22 protein-coding genes are annotated in these 21,599 nt (G+C 50.7%); 16 read left to right on the forward strand and 6 right to left on the reverse strand.

Translation table 11 applies throughout. The annotated features are described in order from the left end of the window. Nucleotides 1-345 precede the first annotated feature (345 nt). From NFR90_RS09555 to NFR90_RS09585, 7 genes are all read left to right on the forward strand, one after another. On the forward strand, nucleotides 346-1,146 hold the full coding sequence (locus tag NFR90_RS09555) for a 2,3-bisphosphoglycerate-dependent phosphoglycerate mutase (protein ID WP_251452547.1): 801 nt from the start codon (nucleotides 346-348) through the stop codon (nucleotides 1,144-1,146). Between the two features lie 119 nt (nucleotides 1,147-1,265). Then, nucleotides 1,266-2,468: an MFS transporter gene (locus NFR90_RS09560; protein WP_251452549.1), complete on the forward strand. Its 1,203-nt coding sequence runs from the start codon at nucleotides 1,266-1,268 to the stop codon at nucleotides 2,466-2,468. A gap of 342 nt (nucleotides 2,469-2,810) precedes the next feature. Then, on the forward strand, nucleotides 2,811-3,518 hold the full coding sequence (locus NFR90_RS09565; RefSeq protein WP_251452551.1) for a GDSL-type esterase/lipase family protein: 708 nt from the start codon (nucleotides 2,811-2,813) through the stop codon (nucleotides 3,516-3,518). A 14-nt stretch (nucleotides 3,519-3,532) separates the two neighbouring features. After that, nucleotides 3,533-3,952 (forward strand): cyclophilin-like fold protein, encoded by a 420-nt coding sequence (locus NFR90_RS09570; protein ID WP_251452552.1) that lies wholly within the window; start codon nucleotides 3,533-3,535, stop codon nucleotides 3,950-3,952. A 1-nt stretch (nucleotide 3,953) separates the two neighbouring features. Beyond that, complete coding sequence (locus tag NFR90_RS09575; protein WP_251452554.1) at nucleotides 3,954-4,904, forward strand: DUF362 domain-containing protein; 951 nt, start codon at nucleotides 3,954-3,956, stop codon at nucleotides 4,902-4,904. Between the two features lie 35 nt (nucleotides 4,905-4,939). Further along, nucleotides 4,940-5,515: a flavodoxin family protein gene (locus NFR90_RS09580; RefSeq protein WP_251452555.1), complete on the forward strand. Its 576-nt coding sequence runs from the start codon at nucleotides 4,940-4,942 to the stop codon at nucleotides 5,513-5,515. Nucleotides 5,516-5,522: 7 nt separating this feature from the next. Next, nucleotides 5,523-5,882 (forward strand): carboxymuconolactone decarboxylase family protein, encoded by a 360-nt coding sequence (locus NFR90_RS09585; RefSeq protein ID WP_251452558.1) that lies wholly within the window; start codon nucleotides 5,523-5,525, stop codon nucleotides 5,880-5,882. 83 nt (nucleotides 5,883-5,965) lie between these two features. Here the strand turns inward: NFR90_RS09585 and NFR90_RS09590 are convergent, their stop codons facing one another. Next, nucleotides 5,966-6,328: an AEC family transporter gene (locus NFR90_RS09590; RefSeq protein WP_308645419.1), complete on the reverse strand. Its 363-nt coding sequence runs from the start codon at nucleotides 6,326-6,328 to the stop codon at nucleotides 5,966-5,968. 69 nt (nucleotides 6,329-6,397) lie between these two features. Here NFR90_RS09590 and NFR90_RS09595 point away from each other — a divergent pair, with 69 nt between their 5' ends. Continuing rightward, entirely contained in the window at nucleotides 6,398-6,832 is a 435-nt protein-coding gene (locus tag NFR90_RS09595) for a type 2 periplasmic-binding domain-containing protein (RefSeq protein ID WP_251452561.1), read from the forward strand. Nucleotides 6,833-6,879: 47 nt separating this feature from the next. Here the strand turns inward: NFR90_RS09595 and NFR90_RS09600 are convergent, their stop codons facing one another. From NFR90_RS09600 to NFR90_RS09610, 3 genes are all read right to left on the reverse strand, one after another. Next, nucleotides 6,880-8,340, reverse strand: a complete 1,461-nt coding sequence (locus NFR90_RS09600; protein WP_251452564.1) for an FAD-dependent oxidoreductase — start codon at nucleotides 8,338-8,340, stop codon at nucleotides 6,880-6,882. Between the two features lie 365 nt (nucleotides 8,341-8,705). Beyond that, nucleotides 8,706-9,530: an SGNH/GDSL hydrolase family protein gene (locus NFR90_RS09605; RefSeq protein ID WP_251452567.1), complete on the reverse strand. Its 825-nt coding sequence runs from the start codon at nucleotides 9,528-9,530 to the stop codon at nucleotides 8,706-8,708. 131 nt (nucleotides 9,531-9,661) lie between these two features. Beyond that, the gene (locus tag NFR90_RS09610; RefSeq protein WP_251452570.1) at nucleotides 9,662-10,276 is read right to left on the reverse strand and encodes a hypothetical protein; all 615 of its coding nucleotides are present in this window, start codon (nucleotides 10,274-10,276) and stop codon (nucleotides 9,662-9,664) included. A 178-nt stretch (nucleotides 10,277-10,454) separates the two neighbouring features. On the opposite strand from NFR90_RS09610, the gene NFR90_RS09615 reads away from it, so the two are divergent. Both NFR90_RS09615 and NFR90_RS09620 read left to right on the forward strand, forming a co-directional pair. Continuing rightward, a complete protein-coding gene (locus NFR90_RS09615; protein ID WP_251452573.1) occupies nucleotides 10,455-10,910 on the forward strand; it encodes a MerR family transcriptional regulator in 456 nt (151 codons plus the stop codon). A gap of 19 nt (nucleotides 10,911-10,929) precedes the next feature. After that, nucleotides 10,930-11,892, forward strand: coding sequence for an NAD(P)-dependent oxidoreductase (locus NFR90_RS09620; protein ID WP_251452576.1), 963 nt, complete (start codon nucleotides 10,930-10,932; stop codon nucleotides 11,890-11,892). A gap of 124 nt (nucleotides 11,893-12,016) precedes the next feature. Here NFR90_RS09620 and NFR90_RS09625 read toward each other — a convergent pair whose 3' ends face one another. Then, nucleotides 12,017-12,727, reverse strand: a complete 711-nt coding sequence (locus NFR90_RS09625; protein WP_251452579.1) for a dihydrofolate reductase family protein — start codon at nucleotides 12,725-12,727, stop codon at nucleotides 12,017-12,019. 307 nt (nucleotides 12,728-13,034) lie between these two features. Between NFR90_RS09625 and NFR90_RS09630 the strand changes: the two genes are divergently transcribed. The 3 genes from NFR90_RS09630 to NFR90_RS09640 all read left to right on the forward strand — a co-directional run bounded on the left by NFR90_RS09630 (nucleotide 13,035) and on the right by NFR90_RS09640 (nucleotide 15,558). Further along, nucleotides 13,035-13,373 carry a P-II family nitrogen regulator gene (locus tag NFR90_RS09630; RefSeq protein ID WP_160335580.1) on the forward strand — a complete coding sequence of 113 codons (339 nt, stop codon included), beginning with the start codon at nucleotides 13,035-13,037 and terminating at the stop codon, nucleotides 13,371-13,373. Next, nucleotides 13,370-14,632 carry an ammonium transporter gene (locus tag NFR90_RS09635; RefSeq protein ID WP_277612811.1) on the forward strand — a complete coding sequence of 421 codons (1,263 nt, stop codon included), beginning with the start codon at nucleotides 13,370-13,372 and terminating at the stop codon, nucleotides 14,630-14,632. Before NFR90_RS09630 ends, NFR90_RS09635 begins: the two co-directional genes overlap by 4 nt. Nucleotides 14,633-14,796: 164 nt before the next feature. Beyond that, complete coding sequence (locus NFR90_RS09640; RefSeq protein ID WP_251452582.1) at nucleotides 14,797-15,558, forward strand: basic amino acid ABC transporter substrate-binding protein; 762 nt, start codon at nucleotides 14,797-14,799, stop codon at nucleotides 15,556-15,558. Nucleotides 15,559-15,603: 45 nt separating this feature from the next. Here NFR90_RS09640 and NFR90_RS09645 read toward each other — a convergent pair whose 3' ends face one another. Continuing rightward, nucleotides 15,604-16,581: a LysR family transcriptional regulator gene (locus NFR90_RS09645; protein WP_160335583.1), complete on the reverse strand. Its 978-nt coding sequence runs from the start codon at nucleotides 16,579-16,581 to the stop codon at nucleotides 15,604-15,606. Nucleotides 16,582-17,179: 598 nt separating this feature from the next. On the opposite strand from NFR90_RS09645, the gene NFR90_RS09650 reads away from it, so the two are divergent. The 3 genes from NFR90_RS09650 to NFR90_RS09660 are packed head-to-tail and all read left to right on the forward strand — an operon-like array spanning nucleotide 17,180 to nucleotide 21,593. Further along, nucleotides 17,180-18,253 (forward strand): porin, encoded by a 1,074-nt coding sequence (locus NFR90_RS09650; RefSeq protein ID WP_308645418.1) that lies wholly within the window; start codon nucleotides 17,180-17,182, stop codon nucleotides 18,251-18,253. A gap of 38 nt (nucleotides 18,254-18,291) precedes the next feature. Further along, nucleotides 18,292-20,994 carry a molybdopterin-containing oxidoreductase family protein gene (locus NFR90_RS09655; RefSeq protein WP_251452584.1) on the forward strand — a complete coding sequence of 901 codons (2,703 nt, stop codon included), beginning with the start codon at nucleotides 18,292-18,294 and terminating at the stop codon, nucleotides 20,992-20,994. A 2-nt stretch (nucleotides 20,995-20,996) separates the two neighbouring features. Next, nucleotides 20,997-21,593, forward strand: a complete 597-nt coding sequence (locus tag NFR90_RS09660) for a 4Fe-4S dicluster domain-containing protein (RefSeq protein ID WP_251452587.1) — start codon at nucleotides 20,997-20,999, stop codon at nucleotides 21,591-21,593. Nucleotides 21,594-21,599 lie beyond the last annotated feature (6 nt).

Below are 21,599 nucleotides of genomic sequence, written 5' to 3' on the forward strand. Positions count from 1 at the left end.
CTGTTCCTGAGTTTTGCTATCCATATTTGTAGGGTGATTGGTTTCTTTCATAGGTTATAATTATCGCCTATGAAGTTGAAGAAGTCCATCCATGCATTGCTCAAAAGGGGTATAAAATCAATTAGTTAAATTGAAGATGAGACTATTTGTAAAAATAGCTCCTAGAATTTTGGGAATTCAGGACACAATGAGAATTTTGGCGCCGGGATAAATTTCAAATTAATTCCCTATCGTTTCCTCTGCATTTTTCTTAGGTTGCAAAAGGCCGCAAGCAAACTCTATCGCTTTTCTGTCCTCCGGGTCTTAGAATGGACTGAACCCAATCCTCAAACTTCGGAGAAAATAATGAAAGTTAAGCTCATTTCTGCAGTTATCGGCGCAGCAGTTGGTTTTTCGTGTCTTACTTTTTCCTATGCTGTTCAGGCCGAAGAGGCGGCGTACAAGCTGATTCTTCTGCGCCACGGCGAAAGCCAATGGAATCTTGAAAAGCGTTTTACCGGATGGTCTGACATTGATCTTACGGACAAAGGACGCGCCGGAGCGCTGAAAGCCGGAGAACTTCTCAAGAAAGAAGGTGTCGCCATTGATGAGGTTCATACTTCCAAGCTGAAACGCGCGATCGAAACAGCCCAGCTTGCACAGAAAGGAATGTCTGCAGAATGGCTCCCGATGAGCAAATATTGGCGCTTGAATGAGCGCTGCTATGGCGATCTCGAAGGCAAGAAGCGCGCAGATGTCGCCAAGGAATTCGGTGATGATCAGGTCAAGGTCTGGCGAAGAAGCTTTGATGTTCCGCCGCCCGCATTGTCTGTTGAGGATCCTCGCTCTCCGGTGAAAGATCCTCGTTACTCCGACTTAGATCCGCGTGTCATTCCTGCCGGTGAAAGTCTTAAAGACGTGATTGCGCGTGTAGGACCTTATTGGGCGGATCAGCTTTATCCTGCGATCAAATCCGGAAAGACGGTTCTTGTGGTGGGTCACAGCACAAACCTTCGTGCGCTCTCCAGCTGGATCGAACCGAATCTTGACGAAAAGGCTCTGCAGAAACTTGAGATCGGCAACAGCAAGCCGATTGTTTATGAGCTTGATAAGAACATGAAGGTGCTGAGCCGTAAGGTTCTCAAAGACTCTGAAGAGAAGAAATAAGGAAACTCAGGTCCTCTTCTGAACGGGTGCCCAAAACCCTCTGCTTCTGCCTGAATTGAACCCCTTTGAGGAGTGTTCAGCTTATTGGTTTCCTATAGTTAAGGAAAAAAGGAATCAATATGTTCGGACTAACTCAACTGGGTGTAGAAGCTTTCCTTGCGGCAATGGGCATCCAGTTTGTCTCCTCTCTGATGGGGACTGCGGTGGCGAGTATTGCGCCGGAGATTGCTCGCTCGCTTCAGGCCAACAGTACATTTTCGGGTCTTTACATCGGCTTCATGTATGTGGGCGCCTGTATCTCTTCTCTTGTCGGCGGAAATTTTATTCGCCGATACGGCCCGGCGCACATCACTGAATTTGCGCTTGCCTTTGCTGCGGCCGCCGTTATCCTGTGTATGGCGCCGCTGGAATCTATCGTTATCTTTTCCGCCTTTCTTCTTGGTTTAGCCAAGGGACCTCTGATGCCGGCTATCAATACAATGCTGAGTCGTCAGGTCGAGAAAGGCAGATACAACATTATCTTTTCTCTGAAGCAGTGTGCCGGGCCGGTCGGCATGGCCGCTTCCGGTCTAGTGATTCCCTTTCTCACGACTCATTTCGGCTGGCGCGTCGGTTTATCCTTCGTCGCGGTGCTGTGCGTGCTGACGGCTTTGTGGAGCCAGTGGATTAAAAAAGATCAGGACAGTTCATTCCAGTTCAAAGATGAACCGATATCGCTCACGCACTTGGCCGACAGTCTGAAATTGGTGCTTGATAATCCGCTGCTGCGCAGACTCTCAGTACTGAGCATTATCTACAAGGGACTGCAGATGTCGGTCCTTGCGTATATGGTTGTATTTCTGACGGACATGAAGTTTTCTTTGGTGTTCGCCGGTTTGGCGCTGGCTGTGAGCAATTTTGGGGCAATATTCGGAAGAATTTTTTGGGGCGCTTTGGCCGATAAGATCCATTCCTCGAGAGTTGTGCTTGCGATTTGCGGAATTCTCATGGGCATCTTTACGGTTGTGCTGAGTTTTACCCAGGCAGACTGGCCCAAATTTGTTGTTCTAATCGTCAGTTTCCTTTTAGGCATTAACTCGCTGGGCTGGAGCGGCGTGTTCTTTGCGCAGATCGCCGCAGCGGCACCGCATGGCAAGGTTGCCGAAGCGACCGGCGGAGTGGACTTCTTCTCGTTCGTCGGTGCGATCTTTGTCCCGATGGCGTTTGGCTTCCTTGGGCACCATCTGGGTGAATTTACAACCGGTTTTTGGATTGTGTCTGCCGTGACAATGCTTTGCGCGGCTTATCTCCTGCTGGTAAAGGATATTCAGCCTTCTTCATAATTTAATCTGAAGCAAATCGGAAAACACCGCCTCCCGGATTCGACGAAAAGATCAAACAATCCGGGAGGTTTTCTTTTTGCTGCGCGGCGGGATTCAGTCTTTGCTGCCTGTGAGTTTTCGTCTTCAACTCAGCTTTAACTCTCGATTTTTGCAGCCGGCAGAGGTATGAATATTTGTAAGGATTAGGTTGATTTATGCCTAAATTTTATGGTTTCCGATGAAGAAATAGTATTGGATTTTGGACGGCCTCTTTTCTAAGATGAAAGTCTCTTGGAGAAGAAGATGACAATTAATAGAAGATCCTTTCTGCAGTTTTCCTGACTTGCAGCGCTTTGCGCCGCGATGCCGGCAGTATCAGCGGAGTCAGTCCGTCCTAAACGCATCCTTGTTTACGGAGACTCGAACACTTTCGGATGGATTTATGACCCTAAAGTCGGCGTAACCCGTCTTCCGGTTGAGAAGACCTGGGTTCGAGTAATGGCCGATAAACTCGGCGCCGGCTATGAAGTTGAAGTGAATGCGCTCGGCGGACGGACAATTTGTCGGGACCAACGGACCGGAATTGGAACCGGAAGCCGGATTCCCGGTCCGCTCTTTAACGGTATGACGTCCCTGCCGGCAGTTCTGTCAGAGAATCTTCCGCTGGATCTGGTCATCGTCATGCTGGGTACAAACGATGCGAAGGCAGCGTTCAAGACGACAGCCGATCAGCTCGCAGACGATTTAGGTCGTATGACAGAGCTGATTCGCGGGGACGGGTGGGGCGGAAACACACCGTACCCGAGTCCTAAGGTGCTTCTCATTGCACCGATCTATCAGCCGGACGATACCGCCTACGGAGAGTTTTTTAAGGGCGCCGACGCGATTACGAAAGCATTGCCCGAAGCCTTGCGCAGGAAAGCCGCAGAAATCGGAGCGGAATATTTGAATGCCGGAGACTTTGTCACAGGAGTACCCGCTCAGATGGACCGAGTACACATGTCAGAAGAGCAGCACCGTTTGCTTGGGCTCGGTGCGGCAGACAAAGTTAAGGCAATTATGGAGCGATAGATCAGGAGAGCGAGATGAAACTGAAAGCATCAGCCGCAGCAATCGGCCTTATGGCTTGCGGCGTACTCTCAGCCCAAACGATAGAAGTTCAGCTGGGAGAAAAGGTTGGCACAATAGAACTCAATGTAAATGATGCAGCCCGCTCTCTTTTGGAGCAGATGCCGCTGAAGCTTAAGTTCGAGGATTTCGGTTCTGCAGAAAGAATCGCCTATCTGCCTCAAAAACTTAAGTTGGGCTCATCACCTACGTCGTGTGCTCCTTCAGAAGGAGATTTGACCTATTACATCCCTTGGGGGAATCTTGCGGTGTTTGTCAAGGGTTGGCGTCCGTCAAACGATCTGGTTCCTCTTGGCAAACTCAGCGATCAGGCGCTGGAAATTATCAAGTCTAGTTCGAATAGGACGATTGAAATCAGAGCTGTGAGGAGTAAATAAAATGCCGGTTCTTTCGAGAAGAGCAGCTCTTCTTTCCGTCTTAGCCCTTTCTGCAGCACTCAAACAGACTTTGGCTCAAACTCAAGCAGCATCTTCTGATATTTCAGAAGCACGGGTTTACTTTCTAAAAGACATTACGCCGGAGAATTTTATTCGGATGTATGACCGTCTACGGGAAGATTCGGGGATTGAAGTGCCTGGGAAGCGGACCGGAATTAAATTGCATGGGGACGATGTGGATACAAATCGAACGCTTTGGGAGGCACTTCAGGCGCATATTCCCAACAGTCGATTTGTCGAGTGCAACTATGCGTCTATTTATCCTGCGGGCCGCGGCAATACAGAAGGTAATTACAAAGCGATTACTTCTCAGGGTGTGGATCGAAACAAGCTCGATATCCTAGACAGAGATCATGAGTTTACGGAAGTAACAATCACCGGCGGTCAAGAGCTTCGAAAGATATCTGTTCCCACCGCACTGCTTAATGAATACGGCATTGTTGCGGTAACGGCCAACTTTAGGATTCCGAGTTTTGCTGGTTTTTCAGGCGCCTGCAAGAACGTGGGGATCGGTTTGGCAAGCGGGGTTGGCAAAACCCAAGTGCATGGAGAAGGCGTACATCGGGACGCAGGCTTCTTTCGCCGCTTAGCCGATGCGACCAAAGGCATACATGATGCGATGGGAAGCCGTCTTCTCTTCATCAATGTGGTTTCCGGTATCCGGGTTGGGCAGCTGCAAGGGGCCAAGGTGCGTCAGGGCAATCTAGGCATCGTCGGTTCGCTTGATCCCTTGGCGGTGGATCAGGCTGCAACGGACCTTATTTACGCTTTAACGCCGCAACAGTATGACGCTTATTCACCGCGCATCAAGATTGACCGAGGCTTTCAGCAGCTAGAAGACCTGGAAAAAATCGGTGGCGGCAATCGACGTTACCGTCTCATCGAACTCTAAATTTTTAGAAATAATCTTATTAAAAGGAGAGCACTATGTGGAAAACCGTTGCAGCTTGCGCCTTAGGACTTGGCATGACAGCCGTCTGCGCGAAAACATTAGTTGTCAGTTACAGCTTTACCGGTAATGCAGATCGCATCGCCGCAGCGCTGGTTAAAGAAATTAAGGCGGATCAGATCAAGATTGAACTGGCGCAAAAAGGCATTGATTACGCCGCGAACTACTACTCGATCGGCAGTGACCTTGTCGGGGCGATTCGTAAAAAGCCTGACACTGCGGCTTCATATCCGAAGATTGATCCGGTTAAGGTCGACTGGTCTCAGTACAGCACCGTGATTATCGCGACACCGCTCTGGTGGAGCAATATGGCGGCTCCCATGCAGACGTTTCTTTTTGAGAACGGAAAAGATATGTCGGGCAAGAAAATCGGCCTCATTGTTACCAGCGCAAGCAGCGGCATCAGCGGTGTAGAGCGTGACGCAAAGCGCCTGATCCCGGGCGGTGACTTCTATTCTCCCAGTCTTTGGATTCGTTCGTCTCAGTCCTCCTCGGCCGGCTCAATGCTCGCCGATTGGCTCAAGCGTATTCATTACGATGAAGCGGCAAAGTAGACGGTCTATGACACAAACAGAGGGAATCATGGCAGGAAAAAAGATTGTTCAAACAGCAGGTCGTCAAGCACTCGGTTCATTTGCGCCGGAATTTGCGCACCTGAATGGCGATATTCTTTTCGGTGAAGTTTGGAGCCGCAATGATTTGCTGTCACTGCGCGACAGAAGCCTTGTGACGATCGTTTGTCTTATTGCTCAGGGAATTACGGATAATTCGCTCGTGTATCACTTAAAAACCGCGAAAGAGAACGGCATCACGCAAAAGGAAATCGCGGAGATTCTGACGCATGCGGCCTTTTATGCCGGGAGGCCTAAAGCTTGGGCCGCCTTTAATTTGGCAAAGATCGTCTGGACGGAAGAAGAATAAACGTCTCGATTTTTAACTTGAGGCGGCTATGCGGCTTCTTCCTATTGAATCAGACCGGAGGCCGGCAGAAGAGCATAGGAGGTCTAAATCGGAAGCGTCAGCATCGCCGAGAGTGTCTGCATTGTGGTGACATTGGCGACAGCGGGCGCATCGCCGCCCATCGAGGTGGTCATCACATAACAGGACTGAGCCGTCGGGAGTGCGGCAAAAAGAACCAGAGCGCCCAAAGACAATTTATCCAGTCCGAACACAAGAGCCGCTGTCCAGGCGATAAGCGGCACGATCAGAAGTCTTTGTACGGTGCATGCGGAAATCAAAGCGAACTTCGCTTTCAGATCACGGAGCGTTAAAGAAGCGCCGATGCAGAGAAGCCCTGCCGCAAGAGAGGCGTTTCCCAGGCTTTTAAGCGACGCAGTCAGAAAAACAGGAAGACGAAGACATTGAATAAGAGCCCCAAAAGCGTCGCAATGATGAGCGGATTCTTAAAGACTTGAAGCAGCACTTTCTGCATCCTCTTGCCCAAACTCTTTTCGATTGAATTTGCTTCTAAACGAACAGCGATTCCGTTCCTTTCCTACGAAGAAGATTCGTATGACAGGAGAAAAACGCAGAAGATCCTGAGGCTCTTATCTATGCCGTCCTCAGTCAGTTATCAGCTCGAGAATAGCCGCGCTTTGGCGAGCGCTGTATCGAACGGCTTAGGCTGGACGATTGTTCCGCCGATGAGTCTGTGGAGCGTGCGCGAGTGTTTTGATCGATTGAATTCCTTTCCGGTTGAAGGCGTTCATGAGGTTAAACGTCTGGGTATCGGTGCCCGCAGTCCGATGTTTCGATCTCTTGCCAATGACATTAAGGCGCTCTATGCGGAGCGCTGGAAGCAGAAATACGGCCGCGAGATGCAGGAGAGAGCTCCTTCATTAACAGCGCATCTGCGGCCTCTTTTCGCATAAAAAATGCCCGCCGTCGGGCGGGCATCAAGCTTACGCTTTAGCGAGGATTATTTACCTTCAACAGCAGCTTTTTCTGCGTTTTCCGGTTTCTGTCCGCGCGGAACGATCACGCCTGTCGGCTGTTCAGCAGCGTTGCGTCCGGCGATACGACCGAATGTAACGATGTCGGCCATAGCGTTGCCGCCGAGACGGTTGGCACCGTGAACACCACCTGTAACTTCACCGGCAGCGAAGAGACCCGGGATAACGTTGCCCTTCTTATCGAGAACCTGAGCTTCGGTGTTGATTCTCAGACCGCCCATTGTGTGGTGGACAGCAGGAGTCACCTGAACAGCGAACCAAGGACCTTCTGTCAGAGGACGCGGCATGTCGGCGCGGCCGAATTCAGCGTCTTTCTTGTCAGCCTGGAACTTAGCATACTGTTCCATTGTGGCCTTCAGGTTGGCAGCGTTGATCTTGAGCTTGTCGGCGAGTTCGTCAAGTGTGGCGCCTTCTGTAACGAGGCCCTTCTTGATGTATGTTTCGATCGCTTTCAGGCTCTTGCGAGTGGCTGTATCGAAAACGAGGTAGCCGACTTTGCCGGGCTGTTTGAGCTCAGCAGCGGAAACAACGTCACGAGTCTGCAGTTCGTTGATGAAGCGCTTGCCGTCCTGGTTGACGAGGATGGCGCCGTTGCCGCGAACCGCTTCAGTGATCATTTCGCCGTTGTTGGGAACTACGGTCGGGTGAGTCTGGATCTGGGACATGTCGACTGTGTCGGCACCGGCCTTTTCACCAAGAGTGATACCGTCACCGGTAGCGCCCGGATGGTTGGTTGTACCAAAGCCCTTGAGCTTGGGATTGATCTTTGTCAGCAGATCCTGATTGGCGCCGAAACCGCCCGCAGCGATAACGACGGCCTTAGCGTTGATGGTCTTAACGCCGTTCTTGCCTTTGTACTGAAGACCGACAACCTTGCCGTTCTTAACGATAAGTTTTTCAACTTTGGCGTTGGTTCTGACGTCAATGCCTTTGTCCTTAGCGGCAGTAGCAAGAGCCTTAACAACGTTGGCACCTACGAAGCCGCCGCCCGCGGGACGGTGAGCGCGTTTGTTGGTGGCGCCGGCGAGCATGCCGACGTCAGTCAGATCGCCTTCTTTCAGGCTGTTGATGAAGTCAACAGAGTATCTGGCGTTGTCTGTGAGGACGTGTACGAGATCCGGATTGTTCAGGTACTTGCCGCCCTTCATTGTGTCGTTGAAGTGTGTCTCGATGGAGTCTTTGATTCCGGCCTTTTCCTGCGGTTTGGTTTCAGCAGCGTTCAGACCGCCGGCTGCGCGGTTTGTGTTGCCGCCGACAAAAGCCATTTTTTCAAGAACGATGACTTTTTTGCCCAGATCATGAGCAGTTACAGCGGCAGAAAGACCTGCGCCGCCTGCACCGACAACGACAACGTCCGCGTTTTCAGCGGCGACGGCGGGTACAGTGAAAACAGCAGATACGGCAGCAGCCAGGATTACCTTTTTCATTGTTTCTCCTCTTTGAGAATGTGTTGGGAATGGTAATGATTTTAATTACCGTGCGGAGATTAATCCATATGCATACTGTTGAAAAAGCAATAGTTACAGAAGGAATTAGAAGAAAATTTTTGAGAAAAAACGAATATCGCGAGGCGGGTGTCATTTACTTTGTGTTCCTCTCATGAGAGGGAGGGTGTTTCTTTTTTGAGACTGAAAAGCGCATCCGCTGCAGCCCTGCTGAGCGGATTGGCGTCGGAAAATAATCAGATAGGATTATTGCTGAGTAGACTGACTGAGCTGCTGAGCAGAAGACATGAAAAAAAGCCGCACTCTGGAGGATAAGTGCGGCTTAATCGGCTGTATCGGATTAAGTGTTACTTTTGCCAGCCGAAGTACTCACAAACCGTGTCCCAAGCCACGTTCTGGAGAAATCTTGCCGTTTTTTCATCGACTTTTTCGATGCCGAAGAAATTCAGCCCGACCGGAGAGCGGTGGTACATAGAAGCAAAGACGACGCAGGCTTCAAGGTAGGTACCTTCCGGAGACGGATGAGTTTTATCCGCGCGGTAGAGTTCCAGTTTCGGATCCTGTTTAATCGCTTCGGCAAAAGCCAGGCCAACCGGGATGACCATGGCGTTAGCCTCGTTGCCGACCTTGGTCGTAGCATCCGCAAGCTGCTGAGTCATTTCCGGCTTGTTCTTGCGCGCCCAAGTCATCATTAAGAGCGGCTGAATGCCGATGCACTGCAGATCATAGGAATGCTGCTTGGCATATTTTTCGAAAATGTCTTTGCGCTGCGGGTTAATCGGTCCGGTGCTGTTGTCCTGAAGCACAACGGCGTCAAAGACTTTTTCCTTGCGGAAATCAAAGGTTTTGATCTTGCCGCCGTCGCTGTGGTCAACATAGGTAGACGCCATGCCGGAGGGACGAACGAGTTCCCAGACATTGAACCAGCCGAGATCGGCTGCACCGATGGTCACCATGCGGTTTCTGCGGACCTTTAAGCCGGCGGCCTTGATCAGTCCGTTAACGTTGCCGGACAGGCCGCTTGAGTAATAGGTATAGGAATTGCCGACAAGCATGTAGCTTTCGGGCGCTTTGATCTCTGTGACTTTAGGTCTAACAGAGCATTCCAGAGATTGTGCGGAAAAAGGCAGAATGCAGGCAAAGGCAACCGCTGCGGCTGTTAGGATTCTCATCATCGCTCCTTAGGAAAGTGTAAGCAGTATGATTGTCGTCACGACAGCCGCGGCAGGAAAGGTCTGATTCACAAACTGATTTTGCTAAGCATGCAAAATTTCAGATCTTTTCGCAAAATATAAAAATCCGGTTATTTTCCGAAAATAATTTTTTCCAAGCCCTTGGTATCCGTTCCGGAGAAGATGGGCAGATATTTGCCGTCCTTGTTTTTGAAGACGCCGAGCGGCACAACTGTCAGACCGCTCCATCGTGCGATTTTGGCATTTGACCATACTTCAGCGCGGAACTTCTTGTCGACCTCTTTGCCGGCAGGATTAATGCCGCGGAAGTCCGGATCCTTAAAGTGTTCTTCATGTTCGGCAAGAGCTGCCCAAGGTTTCTTTGAGGAGAGAATCAGCGCGGCCTGATCAAGGCTCAGATCGTTCAGCACGGGAATCGGGAACCAAACAAAATTGACCTTGCCCTGCAGAGGCAGAGAGGCATGCCACAGCTTTGAACACCAGGGACACTGTGTGTCGGACACGATAACGACAGTAGGTTCGTCGGGTTTGGCATCCGGATTTTTGATGCCGAAGCCGTTGGCAAGCATGGACTCGTAGAGATGTTCAATCTGAGTGCCCGCCCTTAACTCTTCGTATTCGGGATGAGACGGCACGCTGTTCGGACGAATACCGACTTTTTCTTCAGCCAAAGCGAAGGGTGTTAACAATAGAGATGAAGCAAAAAGACAAGTACGACGAAGCATGGTATTCCTCCAAAAACTGCCTTCATTGTATGCGTATGACCTGACAAAAGACGGGTCGGCGGGTGAAATTTGGGACATCCCAAGGGAAATATTCTTCGATATATGTTTCGTCGGATATTTATTGAAGTAAAAGCTAGCTACAATGCAAAGGTTAAAGTGCGCTTGAGCAGAGGAAAAAATGAGCTATTCCATTGGAGAACTTTCAAAAAAATTTAATATCGCGCCGTCTACACTTCGTTACTACGAAAAGGAAGGGCTCCTGTCTCAAGTGAAGCGCAAAGCATCCGGTGTTCGCGAATTTGGCGTGGAAGACTGCAGAACACTGCTCTTGGTGGACTGCCTTAAACAAAGCGGCATGTCGATCAGAGAGATTTCGCAGTTTTCCGAACTTATGCGATGCGGCGACAGAACACTTTCAGAACGAAACGCGACGCTGCAGACTGTGACGGAAACTGTCAAAGAAAATCTGAAGCGGCAGAAACAAAACCTGAAACGACTGCGCTATGAAGCATGGCTTTACGAAAAAGCCTGCCAATACGGGAGTATGGAGAAAGCGAAAAATCTACCGCTTTCAGCTATGCCGAAGAAGATTCGCAAAGTGAAGCAGGAGCTTGACGAGCTCCTTGAAGACTAATCGGTTCGGAGACATCAATATGAAAATTGTCATCACCATCGCCAACTTTTGTGACGACGCTTTAAATTACCTCAAGGATAAAGGGTTTGATGTACACCACTACAGCGGGCCTTCGCTCGGTGCGGGCGTCGCTGACGACACGCTCTTTGAAGTCGTGAAGGACGCGGATGTCATTATTGCCGGAACCGAAACGTATCGTCCGTCTCTGCTTGCTCGTCTGCCCAAGCTGAAACTGATTTCCAGAAACGGTATCGGCTATGACGCAATTGATCAGGAGGGTCTTAAGACCAACGGCATTGGACTCACGCGCACCAGAGGGTTTGTAGAAGGAGCGGTTGCCGAGCAGATCATGGCTTACATCCTGTATTTTGCGCGCCGCATTGATCAGCAGAATGCACTGATGCACGCGCATCAGTGGAAGAGCAAGCTCGAGCCCGGTGCAAAAAACCATACGCTTGGTCTGGTCGGGTTCGGCGGAATCGGTACTGAAACCGCTAAACGCGCGGTTCCTTTCGGCATGAAGGTGCTTTATTACTGTCGCCATCCCAATCCGCAGGAGCCGACCTACGGAGCTGAGTATGCTGAGCTCGACGAGCTGCTTGCACAAAGTGACTATGTCGCGGCCTGTGTTCCGCTGACGGATGAAACGTATCACTTTTTTGATGCGAAGAAAATCGCGAAGATGAAAAAAGGCGCCTGCCTGATCAATATCGCCCGAGGTCCGGTTGTGGATGAACACGCCCTGGCTGATTCGCTCAAGTCCGGACATTTATCTTCCTGCGCGGTGGATGTTTATCCGAAGGAGCCCTGTACGGATTCTCCGCTCATTGACTGTCCGACTGCGGTTCTGACGCCGCATACAGCCTCATCGACCGTGGAGAATATGCGTGAAATGAATTTTGCGGCCGCTGACAACGTGATTAATTATCTGAACGGCGCATTAGATCCTAAATATCTGGTGGTGCAGGGCAGCCGCGCGTAGGGACGGTCCTTTCAGAAGGTTAAGTGGATAAAAGAAACGGCCGAAATTGATTCGGCCGCAAGGTCTTATCCACATGACAAGAGGAAAGCCTCCGTTTCGGAGGCTTTAGCGTTAAGTTCGCGCTTTAGCGGTGTATCTTATAGCGTAGCCACACAAAACCAGAACCTACGGTTTCACAATCAATCAGCTCGAGGCGATTGTTTTTGAGGGGAGACGGCTCTTCGGTACGGCATTCGATAACAGAAGGATGAGCGCTGTTTCCGTCGAGTCCCGGATAAATAATCAGGCTCAGTTCGTCTACAAGGCCCATACCGATGAATGTACCGCAGGTAAGGGCGCCGCCTTCAAGGAGGAGATGCTTGGCATTGAAGTCGGATTCAAGATGTTTTAAAGCACTTTCGGTTTCTTCTTTCTTAGTGCCGGGCGTGCGCATGATGTAAGAGACGCCTACGTCTTCAAGTTCTTTCTGATAAGCGCGTGTGACATGGCTGCCCAAAATCGCGACGATATGTTCGCCGCTCGGAAGGGTCGGGGATTTGTAATGGAGGCGCCCCTGAACGTCAAAAACGACTGCGAGCGGGCGGCCTTCGCGTTTGCCGACGAAAGTCATGGTGTGCATGGTCTTCGGACCTTCCATCGGTTCGCGTTCTTCGATCAGATCCTCACCATATTCGGCCATCGTGTTGCGGCCTACGATCCATCCGTCAGCGGGCATCTTGGCAGCGGTCGCTTCGTAAACATCGCCGACGCCACAAGCGTCGTTATAAAGGGGGCTCCAATATTTAGATAAGAGACGTCCGTCGGCGGACATGATCATGTGGCAGGTAATTTTCATTTTCGGTCTCCTCAATATGCTTGATTGCGCAGGACCTACAAGATAAGCAATTCCGGCTAGGAACTGCGGGGCAGATCCCTATCCTTAGTATGCTCCAAATAGGTTCATAAAGGAAGAGAAAAAAACGTTGAGATCGGTCTTTTTACGGCATTGAGCGCCAGGAAGGTGCGTCTTTTCAGTGTGATTTGTTGAGAAATATTTCTAAGAAAGAAAAAAGCTCCTGATTTTCAGTCTTTCCTGAGTTGGCACGGTTTATGCATGTCAGTGGTTAAGCCCTTACGGGAAACTATAACCATCAGGAGAAATTATGAAACTCATCATTGCGGTGATTAAGCCGTTCAAACTCGACGAGGTGCGCGAAGCGCTGACCGATATCGGTATTACCGGTATGACCGTCTCGGAGGTCAAAGGATTCGGCCGTCAGAAAGGACACACGGAACTGTATCGGGGCGCCGAATATGTGGTGGATTTTCTGCCGAAGATGCAGATTATGGCCGCAGTGCCGGATAACCTTTTGGATCTTGCCTCGGAGGCGATTTCCAAAGCCGCCTACACAGGAAAAATCGGCGACGGAAAAATATTTGTTCTGCCGCTTGAAGAAATCATCAGAATCCGTACAAGTGAAACCGGGGAGGCTGCGATATGAAATGCTTGATTTTCTCTCTAATGCTTCTTTCAAGCCCCGCGGTAATGGCAGAAGAAACAGCGATGAATGCCGCGGATGTGTCCTGGATGCTGGTTGCGACCACGCTGGTGCTATTTATGACAATCCCGGGCATTGCACTCTTTTACGCCGGCATGGTCCGTAAAAAGAATGTACTTTCGGTCGCGATGCAGAGTTTTGCGATTTGCTGCGCATGCACCATTGTTTGGTATGTGTCCGGTTACTCACTTGCATTTACAGAAGGAAGTTTCTTTATCGGCGGTTTAGATCAGGTATTTCTGAAAGGAATCGGCATTAAAACGATGCACGGCTCCATTCCCGAAATGCTGTTCATGATTTTTCAGATGACATTTGCGATTCTGACGCCTGCGCTGATGTGCGGCGCCTTTGCCGAACGAATGAAATTCTCCGCGCTGTTTCTGTTCATGGTTCTTTGGTCGCTCTTTTGCTATGTGCCGGTCTGTCATTGGGTATGGGGACCGGACGGCTGGCTTGCTTTGGCGGGAGCACTTGATTATGCGGGCGGCACGGTTGTTCATATTAATGCCGGCGTCGCGGGTCTGGTCGCCTGTATTGTTCTTGGCAAGCGTGTTGGTTACGGACGGGAGGCGATGGCGCCGCACAACCTCATCATTGCATTAGTCGGCGCCTGCTTCCTCTGGATCGGCTGGTTCGGCTTTAATGGCGGAAGCGGTTTGGCTGCGGATGAAAGAGCGGTAATGGCGATTGTGGTTTCTCAGATTGCCGCGGCGGCTGCGGCGCTTACTTGGATGGCCTGTGAGTATGTCCAGAATCGCCGCTTCACCGTTCTTGGCGCGATTTCGGGTGCAATCGCCGGGCTCGTGGCGATTACTCCGGCCTCAGGCTTTGTAGAACCGATAGCAGCTCTCTTAATCGGCATCTGCGGAGGTTTCGTGTGCTATTTCGGTGCAACCTGGCTCAAATTTAAGCTTGGCTATGATGACTCATTAGACGCTTTCGGTGTGCATGGCGTGGGCGGAATTGTAGGTGCGATTCTCACCGGAGTGTTTGCCACGGAAAGCATTACCGGAGAGGCCATGCGTCCGATGCTTGAGCAGGTCTGGATTCAGGCAGAAAGCGTTATCGCGACGATGGTTTATGCGGCGATCGTAACTTATGTTCTGCTGAAGATCGTTGACAAGCTGATTGGAATTCGAGTTTCTCTCGAAGAGGAACGCATCGGTCTTGACCTTAGCCTTCACGGAGAGCGGGTTGAGTAACTGAGGCGTGGAAATCCGGGGTGCCTTGGGCGCCTCGGATTTCATCCGTTTGTATGAAGTAATTCGTTGGAGGAAAAAGAGTTTTTTTTAATTTTTTTTTCTACACTTTATTTATGCCCTCATTTTTAATCGGGAAAAACCTAACCACAAATTCGGAGATTTAGATGTTTAGAAGAAATTTACTTGCCTGTGTTTCTGCGGCGCTGCTTTTATCCTTCTCTGCGGTACAGGCAAAGTCGCCGACACTTGAAGACGGTGTGCTTCTTGTCGGTACCGATTCAAGCTTTGCACCGTTTGAATTCCTGGCTGAAGACGGCAAAGAATTTACCGGTTTTGACATGGATTTGATCCGTGCGATCGGCAAGCAGCTCGGCTATAAAGTTGTGATTCAAAACATGGGTTTTGACGCCACGGTTCCCGCGCTGCGCACAGGCATTGTCGACGCGGTGATCGCGGGTATGACAATCAATGAAAAACGTAAAAAATTCGTTGACTTCTCAGACCCGTACTACACCTCCGGTCTGATTATCATGGTTCCGACGACAGACACAACAACAAAGTCGATTAAAGATCTGGAAGGAAAGAAGATTGGCGCTCAGATCGGCACAACCGGCATGTTCCGCGCCGAACAGGTCCCCAACGCCAAGGTCGTCACTTTTGCGAACGCCGCGGAAACTTTCCTGGAATTCCAGAACGGCGGTGTTGACGCCGTGATTCAGGACTTCCCGGTTGTCGCCTATTACGTCGCTCAGGGCGGAAACCGCGGCAGACTGGTCGGACCGAAGATGCAGGCTGAAGAATATGGAATCGCAGTTCCCAAAGGCAATGCAGAGCTTCTGAAGCAAATCAACGGTGCGCTTGTCGAATTGAAGAAGAACGGCGAGTTCGGCCGCATTTATAAGAAGTGGTTCGGTGACGAACAGTAAGCGTTAAACGTTCAGGCGACTCCTTAATCGGAGTCGTTTCTGTTTTTAAGTCAATAATTCATCCGTCATTCGTCGGACGGCTTCATCGATAATTTTTCTGCCGTTAAAAACTCTCTCAAGCGCGGATGAGGCTTCGCTTTTATTCCACCACAGCGCGAAATTTTTGAGCTCCGCATTCTGAAGTTCCTGATCCTGCCTTGTGACCATTGCCATTACCCAGGGCTCACGCTCCCAGCCGGGCAGAATCGGAACAATATCGCCGCGTTTGATTTCTTCCAGAACGTGTCCGAAATACAAATCAACGGTAATTCCCTGATGGTTCAGTAAAAGACGCTTCAGTGTCAGCTGATCGTGACTCAGAAAGAGCGTTTTCCATTTCAGGATTCCGGATTCTTCTCCTCCTTTGTACAGAAACTGCGTGTTGTGTCGGTTTGCAGTTTTAAGAAGAAGTCCTGTGTGTCTCACCAGATCCGAAGGAGATTTCGGCAGCCCAAAACGGCGGATGTATTCCGGTGTGCAAAGTACCGGCGTTGCGGTCTGCATAAAGGGTCGAATGATGAGATTTGTAGTGTCGGTCGGCCACTGATTGACTACGGCAAGATCCGCTTCGCCCCGCAGCAGTGCGTTGGCAGAGTGCTCCGGAATGATTTCAAACTGTACGCTTGGGTGCGTGCGCGAGTAGGCGAGCAGTTTTTCGCTGTAAAACTCCTGCGCGATTTCAATCGGGGAAGAAATTCGGAAGAGCTGCTTTTGAGCGGTACCTTCTGAAAATTCGATCATCTGTCGAAATCCGCGCACGAGCGGTGTTGCGACACTGACGAGCTGTGCGCCCTTGCGTGTGGGTTTAAAGGGACGGCAGTTTTTTTGAAGCAGGGCGTAGCCGAGTTCTTTTTCCAAGCCGGAAATTAAACGTGAAACTTTTGCGATATCCAAGTCCATTAAAAGCGCTGTCTGCGAAATATTGCCCGATTTTGCCGTATGCAGAAAGGCTTCCCAAGCCTGAAGGTTTTCTAAGTTTCGCATGGTGTCGAAGAGATGCCGGATGGTTTTCAAAAACTGCAAGGTCTTCACATTTTATAAAGAATCCCTATTTGTCTCAAAATTTCAATAAATATAGATAAAACCACTAAGACAATGATTTTTAAGGGCATGCCAGATGCCTTGACCGATTTCCGAGGGGCGCAATTTAGACGAAAAAATCCGAGACTCAATTTAAAGATGTCTTAGAAACAAAGTGGTTTTATCTAATATCTATTTGATTATCAATTATTTTGTAGAAACTGAAAATTTCTTTTCAGAAATGCTGGCGGTGGAAAGACGAAATTTCAAGAGAATGGAATTAAAGCTTAAATTTCATCCCACACCTAAGGCTATAAAAATGAAGAACATCAAGAGACATCTGGCCGAACACACACGGACTCGACTCGCCATTTCTCATGAGAAGAAGGCCGCTCTCGGATTCTGATTAAAAGAGGGAGCGTCGCCGCTGAAATCAGCGCAGGGCTAACGCGGCTGAAATCAGCTTTTTTTACACACAACGCAGAGAGCTACGCGCACGCGACTGCTCCCAGTATCCATTGTACGTTGCGCGAGCCTCAACATCTCATGGAGAACTCTCATCATGAAAAAACTTTTAGCTTTGCCGATTCTTCTCGCGGCAGGCACAGTTAGCGCCGCTTCCAGCGTAACGCTTTACGGAATTATTGAAGAAGGCGCCATGGTTATGAAGCCTAAGCACGCTGATACAACCGTGCAGCTTAAAGACGCGTTTGACCTCGGTTCCCGCTGGGGCATTAAAGGCGTAGAAGAATTAGGCTCCGGCACCAGCGTTGGTTTTAACCTGGAAGCGGGGTTCCATCCCGATGACGGCTCTATTGCCAACAATACGTACGGAGCAAATGCCTTCGGACGAGAATCCGTGCTTTGGATTCAGAATGAAAAGCTCGGACGTTTAGCGATGGGTCGTGCAGCAACGCTGGGTTCCGGCCTTGGAAGCTATGACATGCAGACCGGTTATGCTTTCATGAACGGCTACGGCCTGATCGGCTGGGACAACTGCATGAATAACTTCCTGCGCGTGAACAACGCCGTCATCTATATGTCTCCGAACATAGCCGGATGGACACTCGGTCTGATGTACAGCAACGGTATCTCAGGCGATACCAACAGATGGTCTCATGATCGTCATTACTGGGGCGCAGGCCTCAAGTATCAGGCGGGCGCGATCAAGTCTTCTCTTATCTTGGAAGCGGAAAACAAAGCGACCTATGCGACGGTGAACGGCGTGCAGGTAAAAGAAGCGCCGATCACAGCTAAATACACAGTGAACTACGGCCTTGAATACAACACCGGCAGCTGGACGCCGATGTTCACTTATCGCTATGTCACACAGGATGAAGGCGTTAAAGCGCATAAATTCGGTTTAAGCGCCCTGATCCCGTATGCGGGCGGAAGATTTAAAGTTGCCGCAGCCTACATGTTCGGCAAGGACGAAAGCATCAAGGCGGGTGAAGACAAGATCAACCATTGGCAGGTCGGCGCAGCATACGAATATCCGCTCTCCAAGAGAACCGTTATTAAACCCTTTATCGGCTATGCGGGAAGCGGCAAAGGCTGGAAGAACCTCGGATATGCCAACGACGGCAATATCTACAACGCCTGGCAGGCCTACATCGGCATGCACCATTTCTTCTAAACGATCAACACTGATTTTCACCTCTTAGGGAGAATCTCATGGATTTATCTAAATTAACTCGACGAAGCTTCACCAAGAGCTTAGCGGCTGCGGTCGGATCGATTCCTGCTGCCAAACTTGGCGGCGGACTCGTCCGCGACGCTAAAGCTCAGGCACCGCAGGCAGCCGATAAAGATGAAGTCAAGATTGTAAAGACAAGCTGCCGGGCCTGTATTCACAACTGCGGCGTGCTTGCGCATGTTCGCAACGGACGCGTTGTCAAACTTGAAGGCAACCCTGAATATCCGATGACCAAAGGTGCAATGTGCCTGAAGGGTCTTTCCGGAATTAACGCGCTGTACCATCCCAATCGCAACATGTACCCGATGATTCGTGTCGGCAGCAAGGACGAGAATAAGTGGAAACGCATTTCCTGGGAAGAAGCGATTGACACGATAGCCCGCAAGCTGATGGATACACGCGCCAAGTACGGCGCCGAAGCGGTCTTCTGTTCGACCGGAGGCGGCGGCAACCCTGCGTTCCGCAGTATTTCGCGCTTCTGCAATATCTTCGGCACACCGAACTGGTACGAGCCGGGATGTGCGCAGTGCTATCTGCCGAGAACTCTGGCTTACGGCATTATGTACGGCGGGCCCTCAACGTCAATTGCCGACGAAAGCGCTTTGGAAATCTATGTGCCCAACACGCCGATGAAGTCCTTTGTCTGCTGGGGTACCGATCCGTCTTACAGCTGCCCGGCAGGCGGCGGCCGAGCCCTTGCCGACTTGCGCGCCCGGGGCGCCCGCTCTGTCGTGATTGATCCTCGTCTGACACCGGATGCTGCACGAGCGGATGTTTGGCTGCCGATTCGTCCGGGTACAGACGTAGCGCTGATGCTTGCCTGGATCAAATACATTATTGACAACGACATGTACGACAAGGATTTCGTCATGAAGTGGACGAATCTTCCGTATCTAGTGGATGTCAAGACGAAGATGTTTGTTCGCCCCAATGAATTATTTGACGGCGCTAACCCGAAAGAATACGTGGTCTGGGACGCAAAGACCAATGCACCTAAGACAATGAAGTATCCGTGGGATGACGCGCTGGATCCGAAGCTTGAAGGTACGTTTAAGCATAACGGCCGCACCTTTAAGACGGGCTTTACGATGCTTCGCGAACAGTGCGAACCGTACACAATTGAGAAAGCCGCAGAAATCTGCTGGCTGGATCCGAAGAAGATCGTTGAAGGCATTAAGATTTTCGCGGACGGTCCTTCAGGCCTTTCTCTCGGCGTTGCGACAGACCAATTCCCGAATTCTGTTGAAGCGGCGATGGGCAGCGTGATTCTGAACAGCATCATGGGCTACGTTGAAAAACCGGGCACGATGATGCAGCGCTTCCCGAATGGCGGTACGGCGCCGGCGGGTTCTCTTGCCCCGCGCGCTCAGAAGTGTCTGCCTCCGAGCCAGCTCGCAAAACGCTTAGGCGGTCGTGAGTTCAAGGGTCTGCTTCAGTGGGATGCGGCTTCGCCTCAGTCTATTCTGAATGCGATTCTGACGGAAAAGCCTTATCCGCTGAAAGTTTGGATTGAACGCTCAGGCAACAAGTTCGGTGTGCTTGGCAACGCTTCTTCGTGGGAGCCTGCAATCAAGAAGCTCGACTTTGTGGTGCATATGTACATGTATCCCACATCGTTTACGACTTACGCCGATATGATTCTGCCGACGACCGAGTGGCTTGAGACCAACATGCTGATCGACTGCTGTAATTACGTCTTTGCCCGTCAGGCGGTCACTCATACCTATGAGACACAGGACGAGACGCTGATTTGGTCGTGGATTCTGCGCCGCTGCGGCGAGCTTGGCCACGAAATGTGCCAAAAAGCGATGGATCCGGAATTCATGGGCGACGATCTGCCGCTTTGGAAGACGATGGAAGAGCTGCTTGACGCCAAACTCAAACGCCACAATGTCACCTGGGAAGAAGTCAAGAACGGTCATAATCCGATCAAGTTTATGCCGGATGACAAATGGGCCGGTTATTACGTCTACAAAAAGACTGATCCGAAGACCGGTCTGCCGAGAGGCTTCAGCACACCCTCCAAGAAGCTCGAACTTTACGGAGAGGTATTTATCAATCTCGGAAGAACCGGAGCTCCGTATGCTAAGCAGCCGCTCGCGCCCGCAGATAAGGATTACTCGCCTCTGCCGTTCTATATGGAACCGGTAGAAAATCCGAAAGCTGAGATCGCCAAGAAGTATCCGCTTGTGATGACTAACGGTCGTCTTCCGATCTACCACCACGGCACGCTCAGAAACAATCCGTATTCCCGCGAGGTTTATCCGCTTCCGGAAATCTGGGTCAACCCGAAAGACGCCGAGAAGTACGGTGTTTCTCACGGTGACTGGACCTGGGTGGAAAACGATCGGGGCAAGATTCGCGCAATCTGCCGCGTCACGGAAGGTATTCCTCAGGGCATTGTCTATCAGGAGCGCTTCTGGAATCCGGAAACGCTGAACACTCCGACCCGCGGCTGGAAGGAAATGAACGTCAACGTTCTGACAAAGAATACGCCTCCATACAACGATGTCGTCGGAACTTACACGCTGCGCGGCTTCCAGGTCGCTATTTCCAAAGCTGACAAGGGACCGGAAGGCGTGCTGAGAAAACCGGAAGACTTCAGTATTTGGATGCCGGACGCGACTGTCACGGAAAGCGCTGAACCTGTCTATCCCACCTATAAGAACGAGGGCAAATAATCATGACACAGAAGACACTCGTTATCGATTTAGACCGCTGTATCGGCTGTCACGCCTGCGAAGCGGCCTGCAAGCTCGAGAATAGTGTGCCGATGGGTGTGTATTACAACAAAGTGCTGACCATCGGTCCTGTCGGGAAGTATCCCGACATGAAGCAGTATTTCCTTCCGACCGTCTGCCAGAACTGCAGAGACGCGCCCTGCGTGAAGGTCTGTCCGACCGGCGCCTCCTATAAGACAGAGGACGGTCAGGTTCTGGTCAACAAAGAGAAGTGTATCGGCTGCAAGATGTGCATTGCGGCATGTCCTTACGGCGCGAGATCGTTCAATCCGGAGAATAAAGTTGTCGAGAAATGCACGCTCTGCCGTCATCTACAGGAGGTTAATGAAGAGCCTGCCTGTGTGAAGGCGTGCTGTGCCGGCGCTCGCTTCTTTGGTGATATTGATGATCCTGAGAGCAAGGCAGCCAAGGCTGTTGCCGCGGCCGGCGAAGAAAACGTTCATTCGATGCCGGATGCGGGCAACCACCCGAGCGTTCGCTACATTCTTCACGCGAAGAACGGGGAGTGGCTTGCTCGTCAGCCGAAGATGATCGAGTAAGGAGGA

The organism is Parasutterella muris (genome assembly GCF_943193095.1).
Lineage (GTDB): Bacteria > Pseudomonadota > Gammaproteobacteria > Burkholderiales > Burkholderiaceae_F > Parasutterella > Parasutterella muris.